Consider the following 20181-nt stretch of genomic DNA (forward strand, 5'->3'; position numbering starts at 1 on the left):
AGGCAATGAGCGCAGCCATGAATCTTGCCGTGATACAGATGGTCAGCCAGGCAGAGGTGCGGGCCAACCTCGCGCAGGCCCGGCGTTTGCTGGAGCGTGCCGCACAAGGTGGTGCACGCCTTGCCGTGCTGCCGGAAAACTTCGCGGCCATGGGCCGGCGCGACCTGGCCGCCATCGGGCGTGCCGAGGCCATGGGCGAGGGGCCGATTCTGCCCTGGTTGAAACAGACCGCCCGTGACCTCAGCTTATGGATAGTGGCCGGTACGCTGCCGTTGCCACCGGATGATGACCGCGACGGCAAGCCACGGGCCTGTTCGTTGCTGGTCGATGAACAGGGCGAGCGCGCTGCACGCTATGACAAGCTGCACCTGTTCGATGTCGATGTGGCGGACAATCGTGGTCGCTATCGCGAATCGGACGATTTCGCCCATGGCGAGCAGGTGGTGGTGGTCGACACGCCGGTCGGTCGGCTCGGGCTGACGGTATGCTATGACCTGCGTTTCCCCGAGCTGTATAGCGCGCTGCGTGAAGCCGGAGCCGAGCTGATCAGCGTGCCGGCGGCGTTCACCGCGGTGACCGGCGCGGCCCACTGGCAGGTGCTGACCCGGGCCCGCGCCATCGAGACCCAGTGCTACCTGCTGGCGGCCGGCCAGGGCGGGGAACACCCCGGGCCACGCTGGACGTTCGGCCATTCGGCCATCATCGACCCCTGGGGGGGCGTGCTGGTCGAGCAGGATCAGGGCGAAGCCGCCTTGCTGGCTTCACGCGATGGCGCCGAGCAGGCGGCCATTCGCCAACGCATGCCGGTGCAGCAGCACCGCCGTCTTTTTTCATCGGGCGTCGCACGCCCGATCGTTGTGGAGTGACCATGAATACGATGTTGCAATCCGTCAGCGAGCACCTGCTCGCCCCAGGTGACCTGACTCTGGATAGCCTCGGCTCGGTGCTGGGTGAGGTCGCCGGGCCGGGCATCGACGCGGCTGATCTGTATTTCCAGAGCCAGGTATCCGAGTCCTGGGTGCTGGAGGACGGGATCGTCAAGGAGGGCAGCTTCAATCTCGATCAGGGCGTCGGCGTGCGTGCGCAGTCGGGCGAGAAGACCGGCTTCGCCTACAGCAACGCGATCAGCCTCGATGCGCTGCAGCAGGCGGCGCGTGCGGCGCGCTCGATCTCGCGCGCCGGCCAGCAGGGGCGCGTGCAGGCCTTCGTCAGCCCGCAGGTGACCCAGCTGTATGCCCAGGACAATCCGCTGGATGTCATCGGCCGGGCCGAGAAGGTCGAGTTGCTGCAACGCATCGACCGCGCCACGCGTGCGCTGGACCCGCGCATCAAGCAGGTGACCGTGAGCCTGGCCGGGGTCTGGGACCGCATCCTGGTGGCGGCCCATGATGGCAGCCTGAGCGCCGACATCCGCCCGCTGGTGCGTTTCAACGTCAGCGTCATCGTCGAGCAGAACGGCCGTCGTGAGCGTGGCGGGCATGGCGGTGGCGGACGCACCGACTATCGCTATTTCCTCAGCGAGGATCGCGCCATGGGCTATGCCCGTGAGGCGCTGCGCCAGGCCCTGGTCAACCTGGAAGCCGTTGCCGCGCCTGCCGGGACCCTGCCGGTGGTGATGGGCGCGGGCTGGTCGGGCGTGCTGCTGCACGAAGCGGTAGGCCATGGCCTGGAAGGCGACTTCAACCGCAAGGGCAGCTCGGCGTACAGCGGCAAGGTGGGCGAGAAGGTCGCGTCCAGCCTGTGCACCATCGTCGACGACGGCACCCTGGCCGAGCGTCGCGGCTCGCTCAGCGTCGATGACGAAGGTACGCCGACGCAGTGCACCACGCTGATCGAGAACGGCGTGCTCAAGGGCTACATGCAGGACAAGCTCAACGCCCGCCTGATGGGCGTCGCCGCCACCGGTAATGGCCGGCGTGAGTCCTACGCGCATCTGCCGATGCCGCGCATGACCAACACCTACATGCTGGCTGGCGAGAGCGATCCGGAAGAAATCATCCGTTCGGTGAAGAAGGGCATCTATTGCGCCAACCTGGGCGGTGGCCAGGTGGACATCACCAGTGGCAAGTTCGTGTTCTCCACCAGCGAGGCCTACCTGATCGAGGACGGCAAGATCACTGCGCCGGTCAAGGGCGCCACCTTGATCGGCAATGGGCCGGAAGCCATGAGCCGCGTGTCCATGGTCGGCAACGACCTGGCCCTGGACAGCGGTGTCGGCACCTGTGGCAAGGACGGCCAGTCGGTGCCGGTAGGCGTTGGTCAGCCGACGCTGAAGATCGATGCGATCACGGTCGGCGGTACCGGTGCCTAGAGGGTGCGAGGTCAGCGCAGGCCGCGCTGGATCTCGTCGAGTTCACGGATGTACTTGAACACCTTGCGTGCGGCTGCCGGCGGTTTGTTGCGCGCGGCCTCGTGCTGGGCATGACGTATAAGACCGCGCAGGTGCTGGCGGTCCGCGTCGGGGTAAAGCTCGAAAAAGCTTTCCAGGGCGCTGTCGCCTTCGCCGATCAGGCGGTCGCGCCAGCGCTCGAGGGCGTGAAAGCGCTCGTTGTATTCACGGGTGGAGGTGTCCACCTGGTCGATCATGGCGAGGATCGCCTCGACATCCTGTTCACGCATCAGCTTGCCGAGGAACTGGATGTGGCGTTTGCGCGCCGCGTTGGCCGTATGCTTCGGCGCCTCGGCCAGTGCCCGGCGCAGGGCGTCGGTCAGCGGCATCTTGGCCAGCAGGTCGGGTTTGAGCGTGGTCAGTCGCTCGCCGAGTTCCTGCAGGGCATGCAGTTCGCGCTTGACCTGGGATTTGCTCTTCTCCAGGGAGAAGTCGTCGAAAGAATCAGACATGGGGCGGGTCCAGATGGAAACGCCGCCATGATAACAGCAGCTGCGAGCTTCAAGCTTCAAGCGAAAAACGGGTTCGGCGTTTTTCTTGTAGCGAGGAGCTTGTAGCTTGAAGCTGCTTTTTAGGAGTCGTTATGAGTGAGTTAGAACAGATCGGGCCGCAGGCCTTGCCAGAGCTGCAGCAGCAGGTCGAGAGCATTCTCGCCGAGGCGGCGCGCCAGGGTGCCAGTGCGTGCGAAGTGGCGGTCTCGATCGGCCAGGGACTGTCGACCACGGTGCGTCAGCGCGAAGTGGAAACCGTGGAGTTCAACCGCGACCAGGGCTTCGGCATCACCCTGTACGTCGGCCAGCGCAAGGGCTCGGCCAGTACCTCGGCGACCGGCCTCGACGCCGTTCGCGAGACGGTGGCGGCGGCGCTGGCGATCGCCAGGCACGCATCCGAAGACGAATGCGCCGGCCTGGCCGACGCGGCGCTGATGGCGCGCGAGTTGCCGGAACTGGACCTCTATCACCCCTGGGCGATCAGTCCGGAGCAGGCGGTGGAGCAGGCGCTGGCGTGCGAAGCGGCGGCCTTCGCTGCTGACCCGCGCATCCGCAACGCCGATGGCACCAGCCTCAACACCCATCAGGGCTGCCGCGTGTACGGCAACAGCCATGGCTTCATCGGCGGTTACGCCAGCACCCGGCACAGCCTGAGCTGCGTGATGATCGCCGAGGGCGAAGGGCAGATGCAGCGTGACTACTGGTACGACGTCAACCGCCAGGGCGAGTTGCTGGCCGACGCCGCCGGTATTGGCCAGCGCGCGGCGCAACGTGCCGTCAGCCGCCTGGGCGCACGCCCCGTGCCGACATGCGAAGTGCCGGTGCTGTTCGCTGCGGAGCTCGCCGGGGGGCTGTTCAGTCACCTGCTGGCAGCCATCTCCGGTGGCAACCTCTATCGTCACTCGTCCTTCCTGGAAGGGGCGCTCGGCCAGCGCCTGTTCCCCGAGTGGCTGAGCCTCGACGAGCGTCCGCACCTGCCGCGAGCGCTGGGCAGCGCCGCGTTCGACGGCGATGGCCTGGCCACCTATGCCAAGCCGTTCGTGGACAAGGGCGAGCTGGTGTCCTACGTGCTCGGCACCTACTCCGGCCGCAAGCTGGGCCTGCCCAGCACGGCCAACTCGGGGGGCGTGCACAACCTGTTCGTCACTCATGGCGACGAGGACCAGCAGGCGTTGATCCGGCGCATGGGGCGCGGGCTGCTCGTGACCGAGCTAATGGGGCAGGGGCTCAACCTGGTGACGGGCGATTATTCGCGTGGCGCCGCCGGTTTCTGGATCGAGAACGGCGAGATCCAGTTCCCGGTACAGGAAGTCACCATCGCCGGCAATCTGCGCGACATGTTCGCCCAGATCGTCGCGGTCGGCAGCGATCTGGAACGCCGTGGCAACATCTGCACCGGCTCGGTACTGATCGAGCGGATGACGGTCGCCGGCAGCTGATCCCCAGGCCGACCGCCGCGTCGGCCTCTCTCCTTGCGCGCCCGCTGCACGGCGCGCTGCTAAGCCCACACGGATTGCGTGTTGATTATCTCATGAGAATGGGAATAAATATCATTACGTAATCTGGTGGGCCTCTATGCACAATCCCTACTCCTCGCTCTGTCTCGACTGCTGGCACTGGCAAGGTCTGCGCATCCGCTGCGCGTTGCTGCCGGACGACCCGCGCCTGTTCGATTTCCACGAGGCGCAGGGGCGTCAGCTGGTCGCGCAGGGGCGCCTGGACGCCTGGCGGATGTGGTGGCACCTGGCGCAGTTGCTGCTCGACAGCGCTGCCGATCCGGCATTGCCCTGGCATTGGCGCAGCCAGTGCCTGGACCGTGCCTGGCGCCCCCTCTACGCCCTGCAGATGCTTGCCAGTGATCGCCGCCGCCTGCTGCGCCTGGATGCATTGCGCAGCCGCCTGGCCCACCTGCGCCTGGCGCCATCGCTTTCCTACGACGAATCAGCTGAGGGACCATCCCATGCTTGAAATGACTGCTAGCACCCGTATCGAACGCGACAGCATGGGGGAGTTGGCCGTACCCGGTGGCGCGCTCTATGGCGCGCAGACGCAGCGCGCGGTGAACAACTTCCCGATCTCCGGGCAACGTATGCCGGCCGCTTTCGTGCGTGCGCTGATCCTGGCCAAAGCGGCTGCGGCGCGGGCCAACGTCGAGTTGCAGCAGCTCGATGCGCCGATGGGCGATGCCATTGTCAGTGCCTGCCAGCAACTGCTCGACGGCGATTTCATGGCGCATTTCCCGGTGGACGTGTTCCAGACCGGCTCTGGCACCAGCTCCAACATGAACGCCAACGAGGTGATCGCCACCCTGGCCAGCGACCTGCTGGGCGATGCGGTCAGTGCCAACGATCACGTCAATTGCGGGCAGAGCAGCAATGACATCATTCCCACGACCATTCACGTCAGCGCCGCTATCGAGCTGCATGAGCGCCTGCTACCGGCGCTTGGCCACCTGCTGCAGGCGCTGTGCGAGAAGTCGCTGGAAGTGCGCCCTTACGTGAAGACAGGGCGTACCCATCTGATGGACGCCATGCCGGTGCGCATGAGCCAGGTGCTCGACGGCTGGGCGCAGCAGATCCAGGCCAATATCGAGCACCTGCGTCATCTGCAACCCTCCCTGCAGGCGCTGGCCCAGGGCGGTACGGCGGTGGGCACCGGGGTCAACGCGCACCCGCGTTTTGCCGAGCAGTTCTGCCAGGAGCTGAGCACCCTGAGTGGTCTGCCTTTCACCACCGGCACCAACTTCTTCGCCCTGATCGGTTCGCAGGACACCGCCGTTGCCGTCTCCGGTCAGTTGAAGACGGTCGCGGTGTCGCTGATGAAGATCGCCAACGACCTGCGCTGGATGAATTCGGGGCCTCTGGCCGGCCTGGCCGAGATCGAGCTGGAGGCCTTGCAGCCTGGCTCTTCGATCATGCCGGGCAAGGTCAATCCGGTGATCCCGGAAGCGACCGCGATGGTGGCGGCGCAGGTGATCGGCAACGACGCGGCCATCGCCATCGCCGGCCAGTCCGGCAACTTCGAGCTCAACGTGATGCTGCCGCTGGTGGCCGACAACCTGCTGTCGAGCATGCAGTTACTGAGCAATGCCAGCCGCCTGCTGGCCGACCGGGCGATCAGCAGCTTCAAGGTCAACCAGCCGAAGCTCAGGGAGGCGCTGGAGCGCAACCCGATTCTGGTTACCGCGCTCAACCCGCTGATCGGCTACCTCAAGGCCGCGGAGATTGCCAAGCAGGCCTACCGCGAACAGCGACCGATCATCGATGTGGCGCTGGAGCACACCGAGCTGAGCCGTCAGCAACTCGAGCATCTGCTCGACCCGGAGAAACTCACCGCAGGCGGTCTGTAAATCCACTGGCGAGCAGCCGGGAGGTAACCATGGAGCACTGGAAACACATCATCGAAGCGGGCAACCGCTGCTTTCGGGACGGCGACTGGGTGCAGGCCCGCGAACTCTATCTGCAAGCCCTGGCCGAGGCTCAGGTGCTGTTCGGGCGCTGGCACGAGCACAACATGGCAGTGGCCGCGTTCGTGATCTCGCACCACAACCTGGCCGATCTGCATCTGACGTTGGGCCAGCCGGAGGAGGCGGCGGAGAACCTCTGCGCCAGCCATGAGCGTCTGTTGCAGACCCTGGGCGACGCGCAGCAGCCCCAGGCGCTGCGGGATATCGCCATGCATCACAGCCGGCGTACCTACATCGAACTGCTGCAGTTCATCGCCGAGCACGGCGCATTCCCGCGTACCGACCGCTTGCTGGGGGCGCCGAGCAGGCGCCAGCAGCACCTGGCCTGCAATGGCCGTCACTGTCACTGAAGGATGACGTCAATGCCTTATCAGCTTCCGCCGCTCGCCTACGCCTACGATGCCCTGGAACCGCATATCGATGCGCAGACCATGGAAATTCACCACACCAAGCATCATCAGACCTATATCAACAACCTCAACGCGGCGCTGCAAGGTACGGCGTATGCCGAGCAGGACGTCGAGCAGTTGCTGCGTCAGGTCAGCGAGCTGCCGCAGAACCTGCAGGGCGCGGTGATCAACCAGGGGGGTGGCCACGCCAATCACAGCCTGTTCTGGCAGGTGATGTCGCCCAGCGGAGGCGGCGTGCCCGAGGGGGAACTGGCGTTGGCGATCGATACCGAACTGGGTGGTTTCGCGGCATTCAAGGAGGCCTTCACGCAGGCGGCGCTGAGTCGTTTCGGCAGTGGCTGGGCCTGGCTCAGCGTGACGCCGCAGCGCAGGTTACTGGTCGAGAGCAGCGCCAATCAGGACAGTCCGCTGATGCACGGCAACACGCCGATTCTCGGGCTGGACGTCTGGGAGCACGCCTACTACCTGCGTTACCAGAACCGCCGGCCGGAATACATTGGTGCCTTCTACAACGTCATCGATTGGGCGGAAGTGGCGAGTCGATTCCGACGGGCGTCGAGCTGAGGATGCGCCTGGTGATGCTGCGGCGAACCTTGCTGAGCCCCTCGGCAGCCGCCAACGGACGAGTACTGCGCTATCTGCTGGGTGGGGCCATCCTGTTCAGCGGTGCGTTGCTGCTGTTCATCCAGTCGACCGCACTGCTCGATCCGCACGCGCAGCCGCGCTTGATGGATGCCTTGCAGGGCGGGCTGTTGTGCGCTCTCGGCACGGCGTCAGGCGCGCTGCCGGTATTGTTCATGCGCGAGTTGTCCCAGCGCTGGCGTGACCGTCTGCTCGGCTTCGGTGCCGGGGTCATGCTTGCGGCGGCAGTGTTCTCTCTGTTGATACCGGCGCTGGATGTGGCGCGCACGCAGGGGTTCGGCCCCTGGTCGGCTGGCGCGCTGGGCAGTGCTGGCCTGCTGCTGGGCGCGGCTGGGTTGCTCGGTTTGGCGCGTTTGCTGGACGCGCGGCAGTGCCTGCCGGATACGCAGGCCGGTCTGACGCCGGGCGTGCTGTTGTTCGTCATCGCCATCATGCTGCACAACGTGCCGGAAGGCATGGCTGTCGGTGTGGCTGTCGGGGCCGGACTGAGCGGCGCCGAGGGCCTGGTGATCGGTATCGCCCTGCAGGACGTGCCGGAGGGACTGATCGTCGCCCTGGTGCTGGCCAGTGCCGGTATGGGGCGGGGTAGGGCGGTGCTGATCGGCGCGGCGTCCGGGCTGGTCGAGCCGCTGTTCGCGGTGCTCTGCGCCTGGGTGGTGAGCCTGTCGCAGTTACTGTTGCCTTGGGGGTTGGCGCTGGCTGCGGGGGCCATGCTGGTCGCCGTGACTCACGAAGTCATTCCCGAGTCGCACGGCAACGGTTATCGCGGCGATGCCAGTCTGGCGCTGGCGATGGGCTTCTGCCTGATGATGGTGCTGGATACGGCCCTGGCCTAGAACTGAAGAGCCGGGTGCAACTGGTCGCGGCCTTACTCGCCTTCCTCGAAGTAGTTCTCGATCAGGCCGACCAGGGCTTCCATCGCTTGCAGCTCCTGTTCGCCTTCGGTCGACAGGTGCACATCGGTGCCCTTGCCGGCCGCGAGCATCATCACAGCCATGATGCTCTTGCCATCGACCAGGCTCTCGGGGCTTCTGCCAATGCGTACCTGGCAGGGGTAGGTCGTAGCCACGCCAACGAACTTGGCCGCAGCACGTGCGTGCAGGCCGAGCTTGTTGATGATGGTGATATCGCGTGCTGGCATCGCGGCGGGGCTCCTTAGCTGAGGTCGCGGTGACGCACCTGGACGTTCTTCAATTTCTCTTTCAGTGCCTGGCTCAGGCGGCTGGCCAGGTAGACCGAACGGTGGTGACCGCCGGTGCAGCCGATGGCGACGGTCACGTAGGCCCGGTTGCTGGCGGCGAAGCGGGGCAGCCACTTGTCCAGATAGACGAGAATGTCCTGATACATTTCTTCCACTTCCGGTTGCGCCGCCAGGTAGTCGATCACGGGCTGGTCTAGGCCGGAGTAGTCGCGTAATTCGGGTTTCCAGTAGGGATTGGGCAGGCAGCGGGCATCGAACACCAGGTCGGCGTCCACCGGCATGCCGCGCTTGAAGCCGAAGGACTCGACCAGAAATGCCGTGCCAGTTTGTGCCTGGCCCAGCAGGCGGAGCTTGAGGGTGTCGCGCAACTGGTACAGGTTCAGGCGTGTAGTGTCGATTTTCAGGTCGGCGCGATCGGTGATCGGAGCCAGCAACTGGCTTTCGTAGGCGATCGCCTCGGCCAGCGAGCGGTTGTCATTGGTCAGCGGGTGGCGCCGGCGGGTTTCCGAGAAGCGCTTGAGCAGGGTGTCGTCTTCGGCATCGAGATAGAGCACGTCGCAGCGAATGTTGCGCTGGCGCACTTCGTCGAGCAGTTCGGGAAAACGCTTGAGCTGGCTCAGCAGGTTACGTGCATCGATGGATACCGCGACCTGTGGCAGGAGCATGTCGCTGTGCGGCAGAAAGCGTTCCGCGAGATCAGGCAGAAGGCCGGCTGGCAGGTTGTCGATGCAATAGAAGCCGTTGTCCTCAAGGACATCGAGGGCGGTGCTCTTGCCCGAGCCCGAGCGACCGCTGACGATGATCAGGCGCATGCTTATTGACCGTTCTGAGTGTCCACGACCACTTGGTAAAGGTCTTCGCCGCTTGAGGCATGGCGCAGACGTTCACGTACGTCGCCGCGGTCGAGCATGCTGGCGATCTGGCGTAGCAGCTCGAGGTGAGCGTCGGTTGCGGCCTCCGGCACCAGCAGTACGAACAGCAGGTCGACCGGGGCGCCGTCGATGGCGTCGAAGTCCACGGCGGTGTCCAGATGCAGCACGGCGCTGATCGGATCACTGCAGCCAGCCAGGCGGCAGTGAGGAATGGCGATGCCGTTGCCGAAACCGGTCGAACCGAGTTTCTCGCGGGCAATCAGGCTTTCGAAAATGTCCTGGGCATCCAGGTCGGGAAGATCGCGGGCGACCAGGTTGGCGATCTGTTCGAGCACGCGTTTCTTGCTGCCGCCCGGCACGTTCACCAGGGAACGGCCGGGGGTCAGGATGTTTTCAAGTCGGATCATGGATGGGGAATGTCAGCGGGCCGTGGCGCCTTGCAGGCGGTCGAGCTGCTTTTCCTTGTGCTTGATAAGTTGACGGTCAAGTTTGTCGGCCAACAGGTCGATGGCTGCGTACATGTCCTGATGTTCGGCGTTGGCGACCACTTCGCCGCCTGCAACGTGCAGAGTCGCCTCGATCTTCTGCTTGAGTTTCTCGACCTCCATGGTCACCTGAACGTTGGTGATCTTGTCGAAGTGGCGTTCCAGTCGGCCCAGTTTCTCGCCGATATAGTCACGCAGGGCGTCGGTCACATCCAGCTGATGTCCACTGATGTTGACTTGCATACCGCTTTCTCCTTGTTGCCTTGTGTAAGAGACGGGTCTCTTGCGACCCGCCACCGGAACACGTTGGCTTGGAGGCCCAGGCCTCCAATCGATCTGGCCTACATCAGTCGCTTGCGCTCACTGGAGGGCGCTATGCCGAGGGACTCGCGATACTTGGCGACCGTCCGACGGGCGACTTGGATGCCTTGTGCCTCCAGTAAACCAGCGATCTTGCTGTCACTCAACGGCTTTTTCGCGTTTTCTGCAGCGACCAGTTTCTTGATGATTGCGCGGATCGCGGTGGACGAGCATTCGCCCCCTTCGGAGGTGCTGACGTGGCTGGAGAAGAAGTATTTCAGCTCGTAAATGCCACGCGGGGTGTGCATGAACTTCTGCGTGGTCACGCGCGAGATGGTCGACTCGTGCATGCCGACCGCTTCGGCGATGTCGTGCAGGACCAGCGGTTTCATCGCCTCGTCGCCGTAGTCGAGGAAGCCGCGCTGGTGCTCGACGATCTGCGTGGCTACCTTCATCAGCGTTTCGTTGCGGCTTTGCAGGCTCTTGATGAACCAGCGCGCTTCCTGCAGCTGGTTGCGCATGAAGGTGTTGTCGGCGCTGGAGTCGGCTCGCTTGACGAAGCCTGCGTACTGCGCGTTGACGCGCAGGCGTGGCATGGCTTCCTGGTTGAGCTCCACCAGCCAGCGATCGTTGTGCTTGCGCACGATCACGTCCGGGACCACGTATTCCGGCTCGCTGGATTCGATCTGCGAGCCCGGGCGCGGGTTGAGGCGCTGGATCAGTTCGATGACCTGGCGCAGTTCGTCTTCCTTGAGCTTGGTACGCCGCATCAGCTGGGCGTAGTCGCGGCTGCCGAGTACTTCGAGGAAGTCACTGACCACGCGCTGCGTTTCGCTCAGCCATGGCGTGCCGGCAGGCAGCTGGCGCAGTTGCAGCAGCAGGCACTCGCGCAGGTCGCGCGCGCCGATGCCGGCCGGCTCGAACTGCTGGATGCGATGCAGGACGACCTCGACTTCGTCCTGCTCGATGTCGAGTTCAGGGTCGAAGGACTCGGTGACTTCCTCGAGGGTTTCTTCGAGGTAGCCGTCGTTGTTGATGCAGTCGACCAGGGTGGCGGCGATCAGGCGGTCCTTGTCGGACATGGGCGCCAGGTTCAGCTGCCAGAGCAGGTGGCTCTGCAGGCTCTCGCCGCTGGAGGTACGGGTGGTGAAGTCCCACTCGTCATCGTCGTTGCTCGGCAGGCTGCTGGCGCTGGTCTGGTAGACGTCTTCCCACGCCGTGTCGACCGGCAGTTCATTGGGAATGCGCTCTGCCCACTCGCCTTCTTCCAGGCTGTCCACTGTCGGGGTGGATTCCTGGTAGCTGTCTTCCTTGCTGGGGGTGGGGGCGGCGCTTTCCGCGCCGTCGGCCATGGGGTCGCTGTTGTCGAAGTCGTCGCCGTCTTCCTGGCGCTCGAGCATGGGGTTGGATTCCAGTGCCTCCTGGATTTCCTGTTGCAGGTCCAGGGTCGACAGTTGGAGGAGGCGGATAGCCTGTTGCAGCTGCGGTGTCATCGTCAGCTGCTGGCCCATCTTGAGGACTAGCGATGGTTTCATTGCAGACCTTAATTTACTGGCGAGTTACGCCTTCCACATCAGGGCGCCGAAGCGCCGCCAGGAAGCAAATTATATGCCTGAATTTCTCGTTCTTGCCTAGGGGGTGCAATATTTCTGTAGCGAAATAGCCTGCGCCCTACAGGCGGAACTCGTGGCCCAGATACACCTCTTTCACCGTCTGGTTGGCGAGGATGGTCTCGGCGTTGCCTTCGGCGATCAGTTGGCCGTCGTTGACGATGTAGGCGGTCTCGCAGATGTCCAGGGTCTCGCGCACGTTGTGATCGGTGATCAGGATGCCGATGCCCTTGGCCTTGAGGTGATGGATGATCTGCTTGATGTCACCCACCGAGATCGGGTCGACGCCGGCGAAGGGTTCGTCGAGGAGGATGAACTTCGGGTTGGTGGCCAGGGCGCGAGCGATCTCCACGCGACGCCGTTCACCACCGGACAGGCTCATGCCCAGGCTGTCGGCGATGTGGTGGATATGGAACTCCTGCAGCAGGCTTTCCAGTTCGGCCTGACGTCCGGCGCGGTCGAGATCCTTGCGGGTCTCGAGGATGGCCATGATGTTGTCGGCTACCGACAGCTTGCGGAAGATCGAGGCTTCCTGCGGCAGGTAGCCGATGCCGGCGCGAGCGCGGCCATGCATGGGCTGATGGCTGACGTCGATGTCGTCGATCAGCACGCGGCCCTGATCGGCGCGTACCAGGCCGACGATCATGTAGAAGCAGGTGGTCTTGCCGGCGCCGTTGGGGCCCAGCAGGCCGACGATCTGCCCGCTTTCGATGCTCACGCTGACGTCGCGCACGACCTGGCGGCTCTTGTAGCTTTTCGCCAGATGTTGGGCTTTGAGAATGGCCATTACTGCTGTGCCTGATCCGCGGGTTTGTTCTTCGGTTGGATGACCATGTCGATGCGCGGGCGCGGCGTGCTGACATTGCTGCCAGTGGCGCGGCCTGCGTTGACGATCTGGCGGCGGGTGTCGTAGACGATCTTCTCGCCTTCGAAGGTATTGCCTTCCTGGATCACCTTGGCCTGATCGATCAGCACGATGCGTTCGTTGCTGGCGAAGTACTGGATCGTCTTGCCGTAGGCCTTGACGATGTCCTTGTCCACGTCCGGCTTCTGCTCGTAGTAGGCGAGGTTGCCCACCGAGGTGAACACGTCGATGTCACCGCTGGCGGTCTGGGTGATGGTGACGGTGTCGCCGGTGATCTTCAGGGTGCCCTGAGTGATGATCACATCGCCGCGATAGACTGCGACGCCCTGCTTGTCATCCAGCTCGGCCGTGTCGGCCTGGATGCGGATCGGCTGGTCGCGATCCGATGGCAGTGCCCAGGCTGCCGCGCTTCCCAATGCGGCGCCGAGGCTGAGAATCAGGGGGAGGGTGTTAACGAACCTCATGCTGGCCTCTTACGTTGGACTGCAGGATCATCCTGCCGTCATTCAAGTACGCTTTCATTCCTTGTGCCGTGGTCACCCCATTGGCCGCGACGATTCTAACGGCTTGCTTGGTCTGCGCATATTCCTTGTCGGGAATTACGGTCATGCGGCTGCTGGTGATGATGGTCGGGCGGTTCTTGGCATCGGTGCGCGCGATGCGCACATCGTCGATCAGCTCCACCTCGGTGCCGCCGGGGGAGACCTCGGCGCGCTGGCTGGTGACTTTCCAGGGCAGTTCGGTGCCGCGGTAGAGGTCCAGCTTGGGGGTGTCGACCAGGGTGATGTCGGTGCTCTTGACGTGCTCGAGCTTCTCCGCGGTCATGCGGTAGTGCAGCTTGCCGTCATCCTGGTACTGCACGGTGCGCGCACCCAGCACGTAGAAGTCGATGGCGTCGTCGTTGCTGGCCTGTTGCGGCTTGTGGGCGTTTTCCGGGGCGATGTTCCAGTACCCGAGGGCGGCCACGACGGCCGCGATCAGGGCGAAAATCAGGGTGTTGATGGCTTTGCGCAGCATGCTTGGCTCACAGGTAGGCGGCTTGAGCCGCATCCAGCGTGCCCTGGGCACGCATGATCAGTTCGCAGAATTCCCGGGCGGCGCCTTCCCCGCCGCGCGCCTGGGTCACGCCATGGGCGTGCTGGCGCACGAAGCTGTCCGCGCTGGCCACGGCCATGCCCAGGCCGACGCGACGGATGACCGGCAGGTCCGGCAGGTCATCGCCCAGGTAGGCGACCTGCTCGTAGTCTAGGCCGAGTTCGGCGAGCAGGCCGTCGAGAACGACGAGCTTGTCTTCACGGCCCTGGAACAGGTGCTGGATGCCGAGGTTGTTGGCGCGGCGCTCGACCACCGGGGTCTTGCGCCCGCTGATGATGGCGGTGCGCACGCCCGAGCCGATGAGCATCTTGATGCCGTGACCGTCGAGGGTGTTGAAGGTCTTGAACTCGCTGCCGTCTTCGAGGAAGTACAGGCGGCCGTCGGTGAGTACGCCATCGACGTCGAAGATCGCCAGCTTGACGGCGCGGGCTCGCTGCAGCAGGTCGTTCATCACATTACCCCCGCGCGCAGCAGGTCGTGCATGTTCAATGCGCCGACCGGGTTGTCCTGGTCGTCGACGACGACCAGGGCATTGATCTTGTGGTCTTCCATGATCTTCAGGGCCTCTGCCGCGAGCATTTCTGCGCGGGCGGTCTTTCCATGCGGGGTCATCACGTCATCGATCAGCGCCTGGCGCACGTCGATGCCCTTGTCCAGCGTGCGACGCAGGTCGCCATCGGTGAAGATGCCGGCCAGGCGGCCGTCGCTCTCCAGCACCACGGTCATGCCCAGGCCTTTCTGGGTCATTTCCAGCAGTGCGTCACGCAGGCTGGTGCCGCGGTGCACGCAGGGCAGTGCGTCGCCCTTGTGCATGACGTTCTCCACCTTTAGCAGCAGGCGGCGGCCAAGCGCGCCGCCCGGGTGGGAGAAGGCGAAGTCTTCGGCGGTGAAGCCGCGAGCTTCCAGCAGGGCGATGGCCAGGGCGTCGCCCAGTACCAGGCTGGCGGTGGTCGAGGAGGTCGGTGCCAGGTTCAGCGGGCAGGCTTCCTGCGAGACGCTGGCATCGAGATTGACCTCGGCGGCCTGGGCCAGTGGCGAGTTCGGGTTGCCGGTCATGCTGATCAGGCGAATGCCGAGGCGTTTGATCAGCGGCAGCAGCGTGACGATCTCCGCCGTGGAGCCGGAGTTGGACAGGGCCAGGACGATGTCGTCGCGGGTAATCATGCCCATGTCGCCGTGGCTGGCTTCGGCCGGGTGGACGAAGAACGCCGTGGTGCCGGTGCTGGCCAGGGTGGCAGCGATCTTGTTGCCGATGTGCCCGGACTTGCCCATGCCGACCACGACCACGCGGCCCTTGCAGTCCAGGATCAGCTCGCAGGCCTTGACGAAATCTGCGTCGATACGAGGCAAAAGTTCCTGTACTGCTTCGATCTCGAGGCGAATGGTGCGCAGCGCGGAATCAATCAGGTCACGGGTCTGGTTCATGCTAAACAGAGGCTTCGGGCGAAAAAGACGAGGATTATAAACGGAAATGCTTGCAACGCTCACCTTTGCTGAGTGTGCGTAACATCGAAGCTGTCGCAAGTCTGAACGCTGGCGCGCGTCGCTATTGGGCGGTAACTCCAGCCAGTGCTATAGTTCGCGGCCATTTCGGCCATCTTGCAGGTGTGTCCCAGTAGGTGGGAGATGGCGTCTGCCAGGAAGGCCAGTTTTTCAAGGAGTTCAGATGAGCGCCGAGCACGAGTATGCGATCGAGCTGCAGGGCGTCAGCTTCAAGCGTGGCGCGCGGTCGATCTTCGACACGGTCGATATCCGCATACCGCGCGGCAAGGTCACCGGTATCATGGGGCCGTCCGGTTGCGGCAAGACCACGCTGCTGCGGCTGATCGCCGCCGAGTTGCGTCCGTCCGCCGGTGACGTCCGCGTTGCGGGTGTCAGTCTGCCGAAGCTGTCGCGCGATGAGCTGTTCGACATGCGCAAGCAGATGGGCGTGCTGTTCCAGAGCGGTGCGCTGTTCACCGACCTCGATGTCTTCGAGAACGTCGCCTTTCCGTTGCGCGTGCACACCAAGCTGCCCGAAGAGATGATCCGCGACATCGTGCTGATGAAGCTGCAGGCCGTCGGTCTGCGTGGCGCGCTGGAGCTGATGCCGGACGAGCTGTCCGGCGGCATGAAGCGTCGTGTGGCCCTGGCGCGTGCCATTGCGCTGGACCCGCAGATACTGCTGTACGACGAGCCCTTCGTCGGCCAGGACCCCATCGCCATGGGCGTGCTGGTGCGCCTGATCCGCCTGCTCAATGACGCGCTGGGAATCACCAGCGTGGTGGTCTCTCACGACCTTGCGGAAACCGCCAGCATTGCCGACTACCTCTATGTCGTCGGTGATGCGCAAGTGCTGGGGCACGGCACTCCGGCCGAGCTGATGGAGTCGGATAACCCGCGTATCCGGCAGTTCATGAAAGGTACGCCGGATGGTCCGGTGCCCTTTCATTATCCGGCGCCGGATTACCGCGAAGATCTGTTGGGGAGAGGTTGATGCGCAGAATTTCACCGCTCGAACGGCTGCGTCTGTTCGGTCGTGCGGGTATCGATGTGGTGGCGACGCTGGGGCGCTCGATGCTGTTCCTGGTGGGCGCATTGTTCGGCCGCAACCGCGCCGGCAAGCCGATGCAGCTGCTGATCAAGCAGCTGTTCGCCGTCGGCGTGATGTCGCTGGCGATCATCGTCGTCTCCGGCGTCTTCATCGGCATGGTGCTGGCCCTGCAGGGCTACAACATCCTGGTCAGCTATGGCTCCGAGCAGGCCGTGGGGCAGATGGTCGCCCTGACCCTGTTGCGTGAGCTCGGCCCGGTGGTGACTGCGCTGCTGTTCGCCGGACGTGCCGGCTCGGCGCTGACCGCCGAGATCGGCAACATGAAATCCACCGAGCAGTTGTCCAGCCTGGAAATGATCGGTGTCGATCCGCTCAAGTACATCGTCGCCCCGCGCCTTTGGGCCGGTTTCATCTCCATGCCGCTGCTGGCGATGATCTTCAGTGTCGTCGGCATCTGGGGCGGGGCCATGGTCGCCGTCGACTGGCTGGGAGTCTACGAGGGCTCGTTCTGGTCCAACATGCAGAACAGCGTTTCCTTCTATGACGATGTGCTCAACGGCGTGATCAAGAGCATCGTCTTCGCCTTCGTGGTGACCTGGATCGCCGTGTTCCAGGGGTATGACTGCGAGCCCACGTCCGAGGGGATCAGTCGCGCCACTACCCGTACCGTTGTCTACGCCTCGCTGGCCGTGCTGGGGCTGGATTTCATTCTGACCGCTTTGATGTTTGGAGACTTCTGATGCAAAACCGCACGCTGGAGATTGGTGTCGGTCTGTTCCTGATGGCAGGTGTGCTGGCCCTGCTGCTGCTGGCCCTGCGCGTCAGCGGCCTGAGCGTTGGATCGGCGGGTGACACCTACAAGGTCTATGCCTATTTCGACAACATCGCCGGCCTGACTGTGCGCGCCAAGGTGACCATGGCCGGTGTCAGTATCGGCAAGGTGACGGCCATCGACCTGGACCGTGACAGCTACATGGGGCGGGTGACCCTGGAACTCGACGGTAACGTCGACAATCTACCCGAGGACTCCACTGCGTCGATTCTGACCGCAGGGCTGCTCGGCGAGAAATACATCGGCATCAGCGTGGGTGGTGAAGAGACGGTGCTCAAAGACGGCAGCACCATCCACGACACCCAGTCGTCGCTGGTGCTGGAAGACCTGATTGGCAAATTCCTGCTCAATTCGGTCAATAAAGACGAAGCCAATTGATGAGGGCTCCCATGATGTTCAAGACCGCACGTAACCTGTTGCTGACCCTGCTGGCGGCCATGCCTCTGCTGGCACTGGCGGCGCCGAGCGCTCACGAGGTGGTGCAGCAGACCACCGATACGCTGCTGGCGGACCTCAAGGCCAACAAGGACGAGTACCGTCGTGATCCGGCGGCTTTCTATCAGTCGCTCAACGACATTCTCGGTCCGGTGGTGGATGTCGACGGCATCTCGCGTGGCGTGATGACCGTGCGCTATTCGCGTCAGGCCTCGCCCGAGCAGATGAGCCGCTTCCAGGAGAACTTCAAGCGCAGCCTGATGCAGTTCTACGGCAACGCTCTGCTCGAGTACGACAATCAGGACATCCGTGTGCTGCCGGCCACCGGCAAGCAGGACGCCGAGCGCACCTCGATCGGCATGGAAATCCGTGACGGCAAGGGCGTGGTCTATCCGCTGTCCTACACCATGGTGTCCATGGATGGTGTGTGGAAGCTGCGCAATGTCGTGATCAACGGCATCAACGTTGGCAAGCTGTTCCGCGACCAGTTCGCCCAGTCGATGCAGAACAATCGCAACGACCTGGACAAGGTCATCGACACCTGGGCCGATACCGTGGCCAAGGCGCGTGAGGCGCGAGGCAACTCGTGAGCCAGGCGACCATCATCGAGCGGGCGCCCGGTCAGCTGCAGCTGGCCGGCGTGCTCGACTATCGCACCGGCCCCGGCTTGCGCGAGCAGGGTGCGCGCCTGATCACCGGCTGCAGCGTCAAGCGCCTGGCGCTGGACTGTGCGGCGGTGGAGAAGTCCAGCAGCGTCGGCCTGTCGCTGCTGCTGGCGTTCACCCGCGATGCGCGCGAGTCCGGGCACGAGCTGTCGATCAGCGGCCTGCCCGAGGACATGCGGCAGATTGCCCAGGTCAGCGGGTTGCTGGAGTTGCTGCCACTGGCGTAACCGAGAACCGCCTCTCGGCGTTCCGTCAGCGGTACGGCGGGCGGGGTTCGCAGGCGGGAGGCTTTTTTGTATGATGGCCGACCCGCGGGCTCAGGTGCCCGAATGCGTCAGTCGAGGTCGAGCATGCAGGCTGCAGAAGTAAAAAGCCTCCTAGAGGAAAAACTCCCGAATACCCAGGTGGAAGTCGAAGGCGAAGGCTGCAACTTCCAGCTGAACCTGATCAGCGACGATCTGGCCGCTCTCAGCCCGGTCAAGCGTCAGCAGCAGATCTATGCCCACCTCAACGCCTGGATCGCCGATGGCAGCATCCACGCCGTGACCATGAAATTTTTCAGCCAGGCCGATTGGGCCGCGCGTTCCTGAGCCTGCGGGCGACGAGATTCCTATGGACAAACTGATCATTACCGGCGGCGCTCGCCTCGATGGCGAAATCCGTATTTCCGGTGCGAAGAACTCTGCGCTGCCGATCCTGGCCGCGACCCTGCTGGGCGATGCGCCGGTCACCATCTGCAACCTGCCGCACCTGCACGACATCACCACCATGATCGAACTGTTCGGTCGCATGGGCATCGAGCCGGTGATCGACGAAAAGCTCTCCGTCGAAGTCGATGCGCGCAGCATCAAGACGCTGGTCGCCCCCTACGAGCTGGTCAAGACCATGCGTGCCTCGATCCTCGTGCTCGGTCCGATGGTCGCCCGTTTCGGTGAGGCCGAAGTCGCCCTGCCTGGCGGTTGCGCCATCGGCTCGCGTCCGGTCGACCTGCACATCCGTGGGCTCGAGGCCATGGGCGCGAAGATCGACGTGGAAGGCGGCTACATCAAGGCCAAGGCGCCGGAAGGCGGCCTGCGTGGCGCGCACTTCTTCTTCGATGTGGTCAGCGTGACCGGCACCGAGAACATCATGATGGCGGCGACCCTGGCCAAGGGCCGCAGCGTGCTGGAAAACGCCGCCCGCGAGCCGGAAGTGGTCGACCTGGCCAACTGCCTGATCGCCATGGGTGCGAAGATTCAGGGTGCGGGTACCGATACCATCGTCATCGACGGTGTCGAGCGTCTCAACGGCGCGCGTTTCAATGTCATGCCCGACCGTATCGAAACCGGTACCTACCTGGTCGCTGCAGCCGTTACCGGTGGTCGCGTCAAGGTCAAGGATGCCGATCCGTCGACCCTGGAAGCCGTGCTCGCCAAGCTGCAGGAAGCGGGTGCCGAGATCACCACCGGCCCGGACTGGATCGAGCTGGACATGAAGGGCAAGCGTCCCAAGGCCGTGAACCTGCGGACCGCGCCTTACCCGGCGTTCCCCACCGACATGCAGGCGCAGTTCATCGCCCTCAACGCGGTGGCCGAAGGCACCGGCACCATCGTCGAGACCGTGTTCGAAAACCGCTTCATGCACGTATACGAGATGCTGCGCATGGGCGCCAACATCCTGGTCGAGGGCAACACCGCCATCGTCACGGGTGTCGACAAGCTCAAGGGTGCCCCGGTCATGGCGACCGACCTGCGTGCTTCCGCCAGTCTGGTGCTGGCTGCGCTGGTGGCCGATGGCGATACGCTGATCGACCGCATCTACCACATCGACCGTGGCTACGAGTGCATCGAAGAGAAGCTGCAACTGCTGGGTGCCAAGATTCGCCGCGTGCCGGGCTGAGACGCCGCTTGC

26 protein-coding genes are annotated in these 20181 nt (G+C 64.0%); 15 read left to right on the forward strand and 11 right to left on the reverse strand.

Translation table 11 applies throughout. The features are described 5' to 3' along the window. The first annotated feature begins 17 nt into the window (after window positions 1-17). Together FIV02_RS04450 and tldD are read left to right on the forward strand one after the other, a co-directional pair. Window positions 18-866, forward strand: coding sequence for a carbon-nitrogen hydrolase family protein (locus tag FIV02_RS04450; protein WP_152487924.1), 849 nt, complete (start codon window positions 18-20; stop codon window positions 864-866). 2 nt (window positions 867-868) lie between these two features. Continuing rightward, window positions 869-2311, forward strand: a complete 1443-nt coding sequence (gene tldD, locus FIV02_RS04455; RefSeq protein ID WP_037046460.1) for a metalloprotease TldD — start codon at window positions 869-871, stop codon at window positions 2309-2311. 11 nt (window positions 2312-2322) lie between these two features. Here tldD and yjgA read toward each other — a convergent pair whose 3' ends face one another. Next, window positions 2323-2841: a ribosome biogenesis factor YjgA gene (gene yjgA, locus FIV02_RS04460; protein ID WP_152487925.1), complete on the reverse strand. Its 519-nt coding sequence runs from the start codon at window positions 2839-2841 to the stop codon at window positions 2323-2325. A 131-nt stretch (window positions 2842-2972) separates the two neighbouring features. On the opposite strand from yjgA, the gene pmbA reads away from it, so the two are divergent. The 6 genes from pmbA to FIV02_RS04490 all read left to right on the forward strand — a co-directional run bounded on the left by pmbA (window position 2973) and on the right by FIV02_RS04490 (window position 8234). Then, a complete protein-coding gene (pmbA, locus tag FIV02_RS04465; RefSeq protein ID WP_134676878.1) occupies window positions 2973-4319 on the forward strand; it encodes a metalloprotease PmbA in 1347 nt (448 codons plus the stop codon). Between the two features lie 136 nt (window positions 4320-4455). After that, the gene (locus tag FIV02_RS04470; RefSeq protein WP_037046475.1) at window positions 4456-4848 is read left to right on the forward strand and encodes a hypothetical protein; all 393 of its coding nucleotides are present in this window, start codon (window positions 4456-4458) and stop codon (window positions 4846-4848) included. Between the two features lies 1 nt (window position 4849). Next, on the forward strand, window positions 4850-6229 hold the full coding sequence (fumC, locus tag FIV02_RS04475; RefSeq protein ID WP_152490086.1) for a class II fumarate hydratase FumC: 1380 nt from the start codon (window positions 4850-4852) through the stop codon (window positions 6227-6229). Window positions 6230-6258: 29 nt separating this feature from the next. Next, complete coding sequence (locus FIV02_RS04480) at window positions 6259-6696, forward strand: tetratricopeptide repeat protein (protein WP_052178244.1); 438 nt, start codon at window positions 6259-6261, stop codon at window positions 6694-6696. Window positions 6697-6708: 12 nt separating this feature from the next. Further along, entirely contained in the window at window positions 6709-7320 is a 612-nt protein-coding gene (locus FIV02_RS04485; protein WP_152487926.1) for a superoxide dismutase, read from the forward strand. A 14-nt stretch (window positions 7321-7334) separates the two neighbouring features. Continuing rightward, window positions 7335-8234, forward strand: a complete 900-nt coding sequence (locus FIV02_RS04490; protein ID WP_256663067.1) for a ZIP family metal transporter — start codon at window positions 7335-7337, stop codon at window positions 8232-8234. A gap of 32 nt (window positions 8235-8266) precedes the next feature. Here the strand turns inward: FIV02_RS04490 and FIV02_RS04495 are convergent, their stop codons facing one another. The 10 genes from FIV02_RS04495 to FIV02_RS04540 all read right to left on the reverse strand — a co-directional run bounded on the left by FIV02_RS04495 (window position 8267) and on the right by FIV02_RS04540 (window position 15251). Beyond that, complete coding sequence (locus FIV02_RS04495; RefSeq protein WP_037046487.1) at window positions 8267-8539, reverse strand: HPr family phosphocarrier protein; 273 nt, start codon at window positions 8537-8539, stop codon at window positions 8267-8269. 14 nt (window positions 8540-8553) lie between these two features. Continuing rightward, complete coding sequence (rapZ, locus tag FIV02_RS04500; protein WP_152487928.1) at window positions 8554-9411, reverse strand: RNase adapter RapZ; 858 nt, start codon at window positions 9409-9411, stop codon at window positions 8554-8556. A 2-nt stretch (window positions 9412-9413) separates the two neighbouring features. Further along, the gene (gene ptsN / locus FIV02_RS04505) at window positions 9414-9878 is read right to left on the reverse strand and encodes a PTS IIA-like nitrogen regulatory protein PtsN (RefSeq protein WP_037046493.1); all 465 of its coding nucleotides are present in this window, start codon (window positions 9876-9878) and stop codon (window positions 9414-9416) included. A gap of 12 nt (window positions 9879-9890) precedes the next feature. Continuing rightward, a complete protein-coding gene (hpf, locus tag FIV02_RS04510) occupies window positions 9891-10199 on the reverse strand; it encodes a ribosome hibernation-promoting factor, HPF/YfiA family (RefSeq protein WP_037046497.1) in 309 nt (102 codons plus the stop codon). Window positions 10200-10297: 98 nt separating this feature from the next. Then, window positions 10298-11791 (reverse strand): RNA polymerase factor sigma-54, encoded by a 1494-nt coding sequence (locus FIV02_RS04515; protein ID WP_152487929.1) that lies wholly within the window; start codon window positions 11789-11791, stop codon window positions 10298-10300. A gap of 136 nt (window positions 11792-11927) precedes the next feature. Continuing rightward, a complete protein-coding gene (lptB, locus tag FIV02_RS04520) occupies window positions 11928-12653 on the reverse strand; it encodes an LPS export ABC transporter ATP-binding protein (RefSeq protein ID WP_037046502.1) in 726 nt (241 codons plus the stop codon). After that, entirely contained in the window at window positions 12653-13195 is a 543-nt protein-coding gene (gene lptA, locus FIV02_RS04525) for a lipopolysaccharide transport periplasmic protein LptA (RefSeq protein WP_037046505.1), read from the reverse strand. The genes lptB and lptA overlap by 1 nt, the downstream gene beginning before the upstream one ends. Beyond that, window positions 13182-13748: an LPS export ABC transporter periplasmic protein LptC gene (gene lptC / locus FIV02_RS04530; protein ID WP_152487930.1), complete on the reverse strand. Its 567-nt coding sequence runs from the start codon at window positions 13746-13748 to the stop codon at window positions 13182-13184. Before lptC ends, lptA begins: the two co-directional genes overlap by 14 nt. Before the next feature lie 7 nt (window positions 13749-13755). Then, on the reverse strand, window positions 13756-14277 hold the full coding sequence (locus tag FIV02_RS04535; RefSeq protein ID WP_037046510.1) for an HAD family hydrolase: 522 nt from the start codon (window positions 14275-14277) through the stop codon (window positions 13756-13758). Further along, window positions 14277-15251 (reverse strand): KpsF/GutQ family sugar-phosphate isomerase, encoded by a 975-nt coding sequence (locus FIV02_RS04540; RefSeq protein WP_152487931.1) that lies wholly within the window; start codon window positions 15249-15251, stop codon window positions 14277-14279. Before FIV02_RS04540 ends, FIV02_RS04535 begins: the two co-directional genes overlap by 1 nt. 241 nt (window positions 15252-15492) lie before the next feature. Here FIV02_RS04540 and FIV02_RS04545 point away from each other — a divergent pair, with 241 nt between their 5' ends. The 7 genes from FIV02_RS04545 (at window position 15493) to murA (ending at window position 20169) form a co-directional block, all read left to right on the forward strand. Then, entirely contained in the window at window positions 15493-16302 is an 810-nt protein-coding gene (locus FIV02_RS04545) for an ABC transporter ATP-binding protein (RefSeq protein WP_150608148.1), read from the forward strand. Then, window positions 16302-17099: a lipid asymmetry maintenance ABC transporter permease subunit MlaE gene (mlaE, locus tag FIV02_RS04550; RefSeq protein ID WP_037046520.1), complete on the forward strand. Its 798-nt coding sequence runs from the start codon at window positions 16302-16304 to the stop codon at window positions 17097-17099. Before FIV02_RS04545 ends, mlaE begins: the two co-directional genes overlap by 1 nt. Continuing rightward, window positions 17099-17569, forward strand: coding sequence for an outer membrane lipid asymmetry maintenance protein MlaD (gene mlaD / locus FIV02_RS04555; protein ID WP_134676872.1), 471 nt, complete (start codon window positions 17099-17101; stop codon window positions 17567-17569). The genes mlaE and mlaD overlap by 1 nt, the downstream gene beginning before the upstream one ends. A gap of 14 nt (window positions 17570-17583) precedes the next feature. Further along, window positions 17584-18216, forward strand: a complete 633-nt coding sequence (locus FIV02_RS04560; RefSeq protein WP_037046526.1) for a phospholipid-binding protein MlaC — start codon at window positions 17584-17586, stop codon at window positions 18214-18216. Beyond that, on the forward strand, window positions 18213-18518 hold the full coding sequence (locus FIV02_RS04565; protein WP_037046528.1) for a lipid asymmetry maintenance protein MlaB: 306 nt from the start codon (window positions 18213-18215) through the stop codon (window positions 18516-18518). Before FIV02_RS04560 ends, FIV02_RS04565 begins: the two co-directional genes overlap by 4 nt. 123 nt (window positions 18519-18641) lie before the next feature. Further along, on the forward strand, window positions 18642-18881 hold the full coding sequence (locus FIV02_RS04570; RefSeq protein ID WP_017678930.1) for a BolA family protein: 240 nt from the start codon (window positions 18642-18644) through the stop codon (window positions 18879-18881). Between the two features lie 22 nt (window positions 18882-18903). Next, window positions 18904-20169 (forward strand): UDP-N-acetylglucosamine 1-carboxyvinyltransferase, encoded by a 1266-nt coding sequence (murA, locus tag FIV02_RS04575; protein ID WP_037046532.1) that lies wholly within the window; start codon window positions 18904-18906, stop codon window positions 20167-20169. Window positions 20170-20181 lie beyond the last annotated feature (12 nt).

Origin of the sequence: Pseudomonas sp. THAF187a, assembly GCF_009363395.1 — a bacterium.
In the GTDB taxonomy this organism is placed as follows: Bacteria; Pseudomonadota; Gammaproteobacteria; order Pseudomonadales; family Pseudomonadaceae; genus Aquipseudomonas; species Aquipseudomonas khazarica.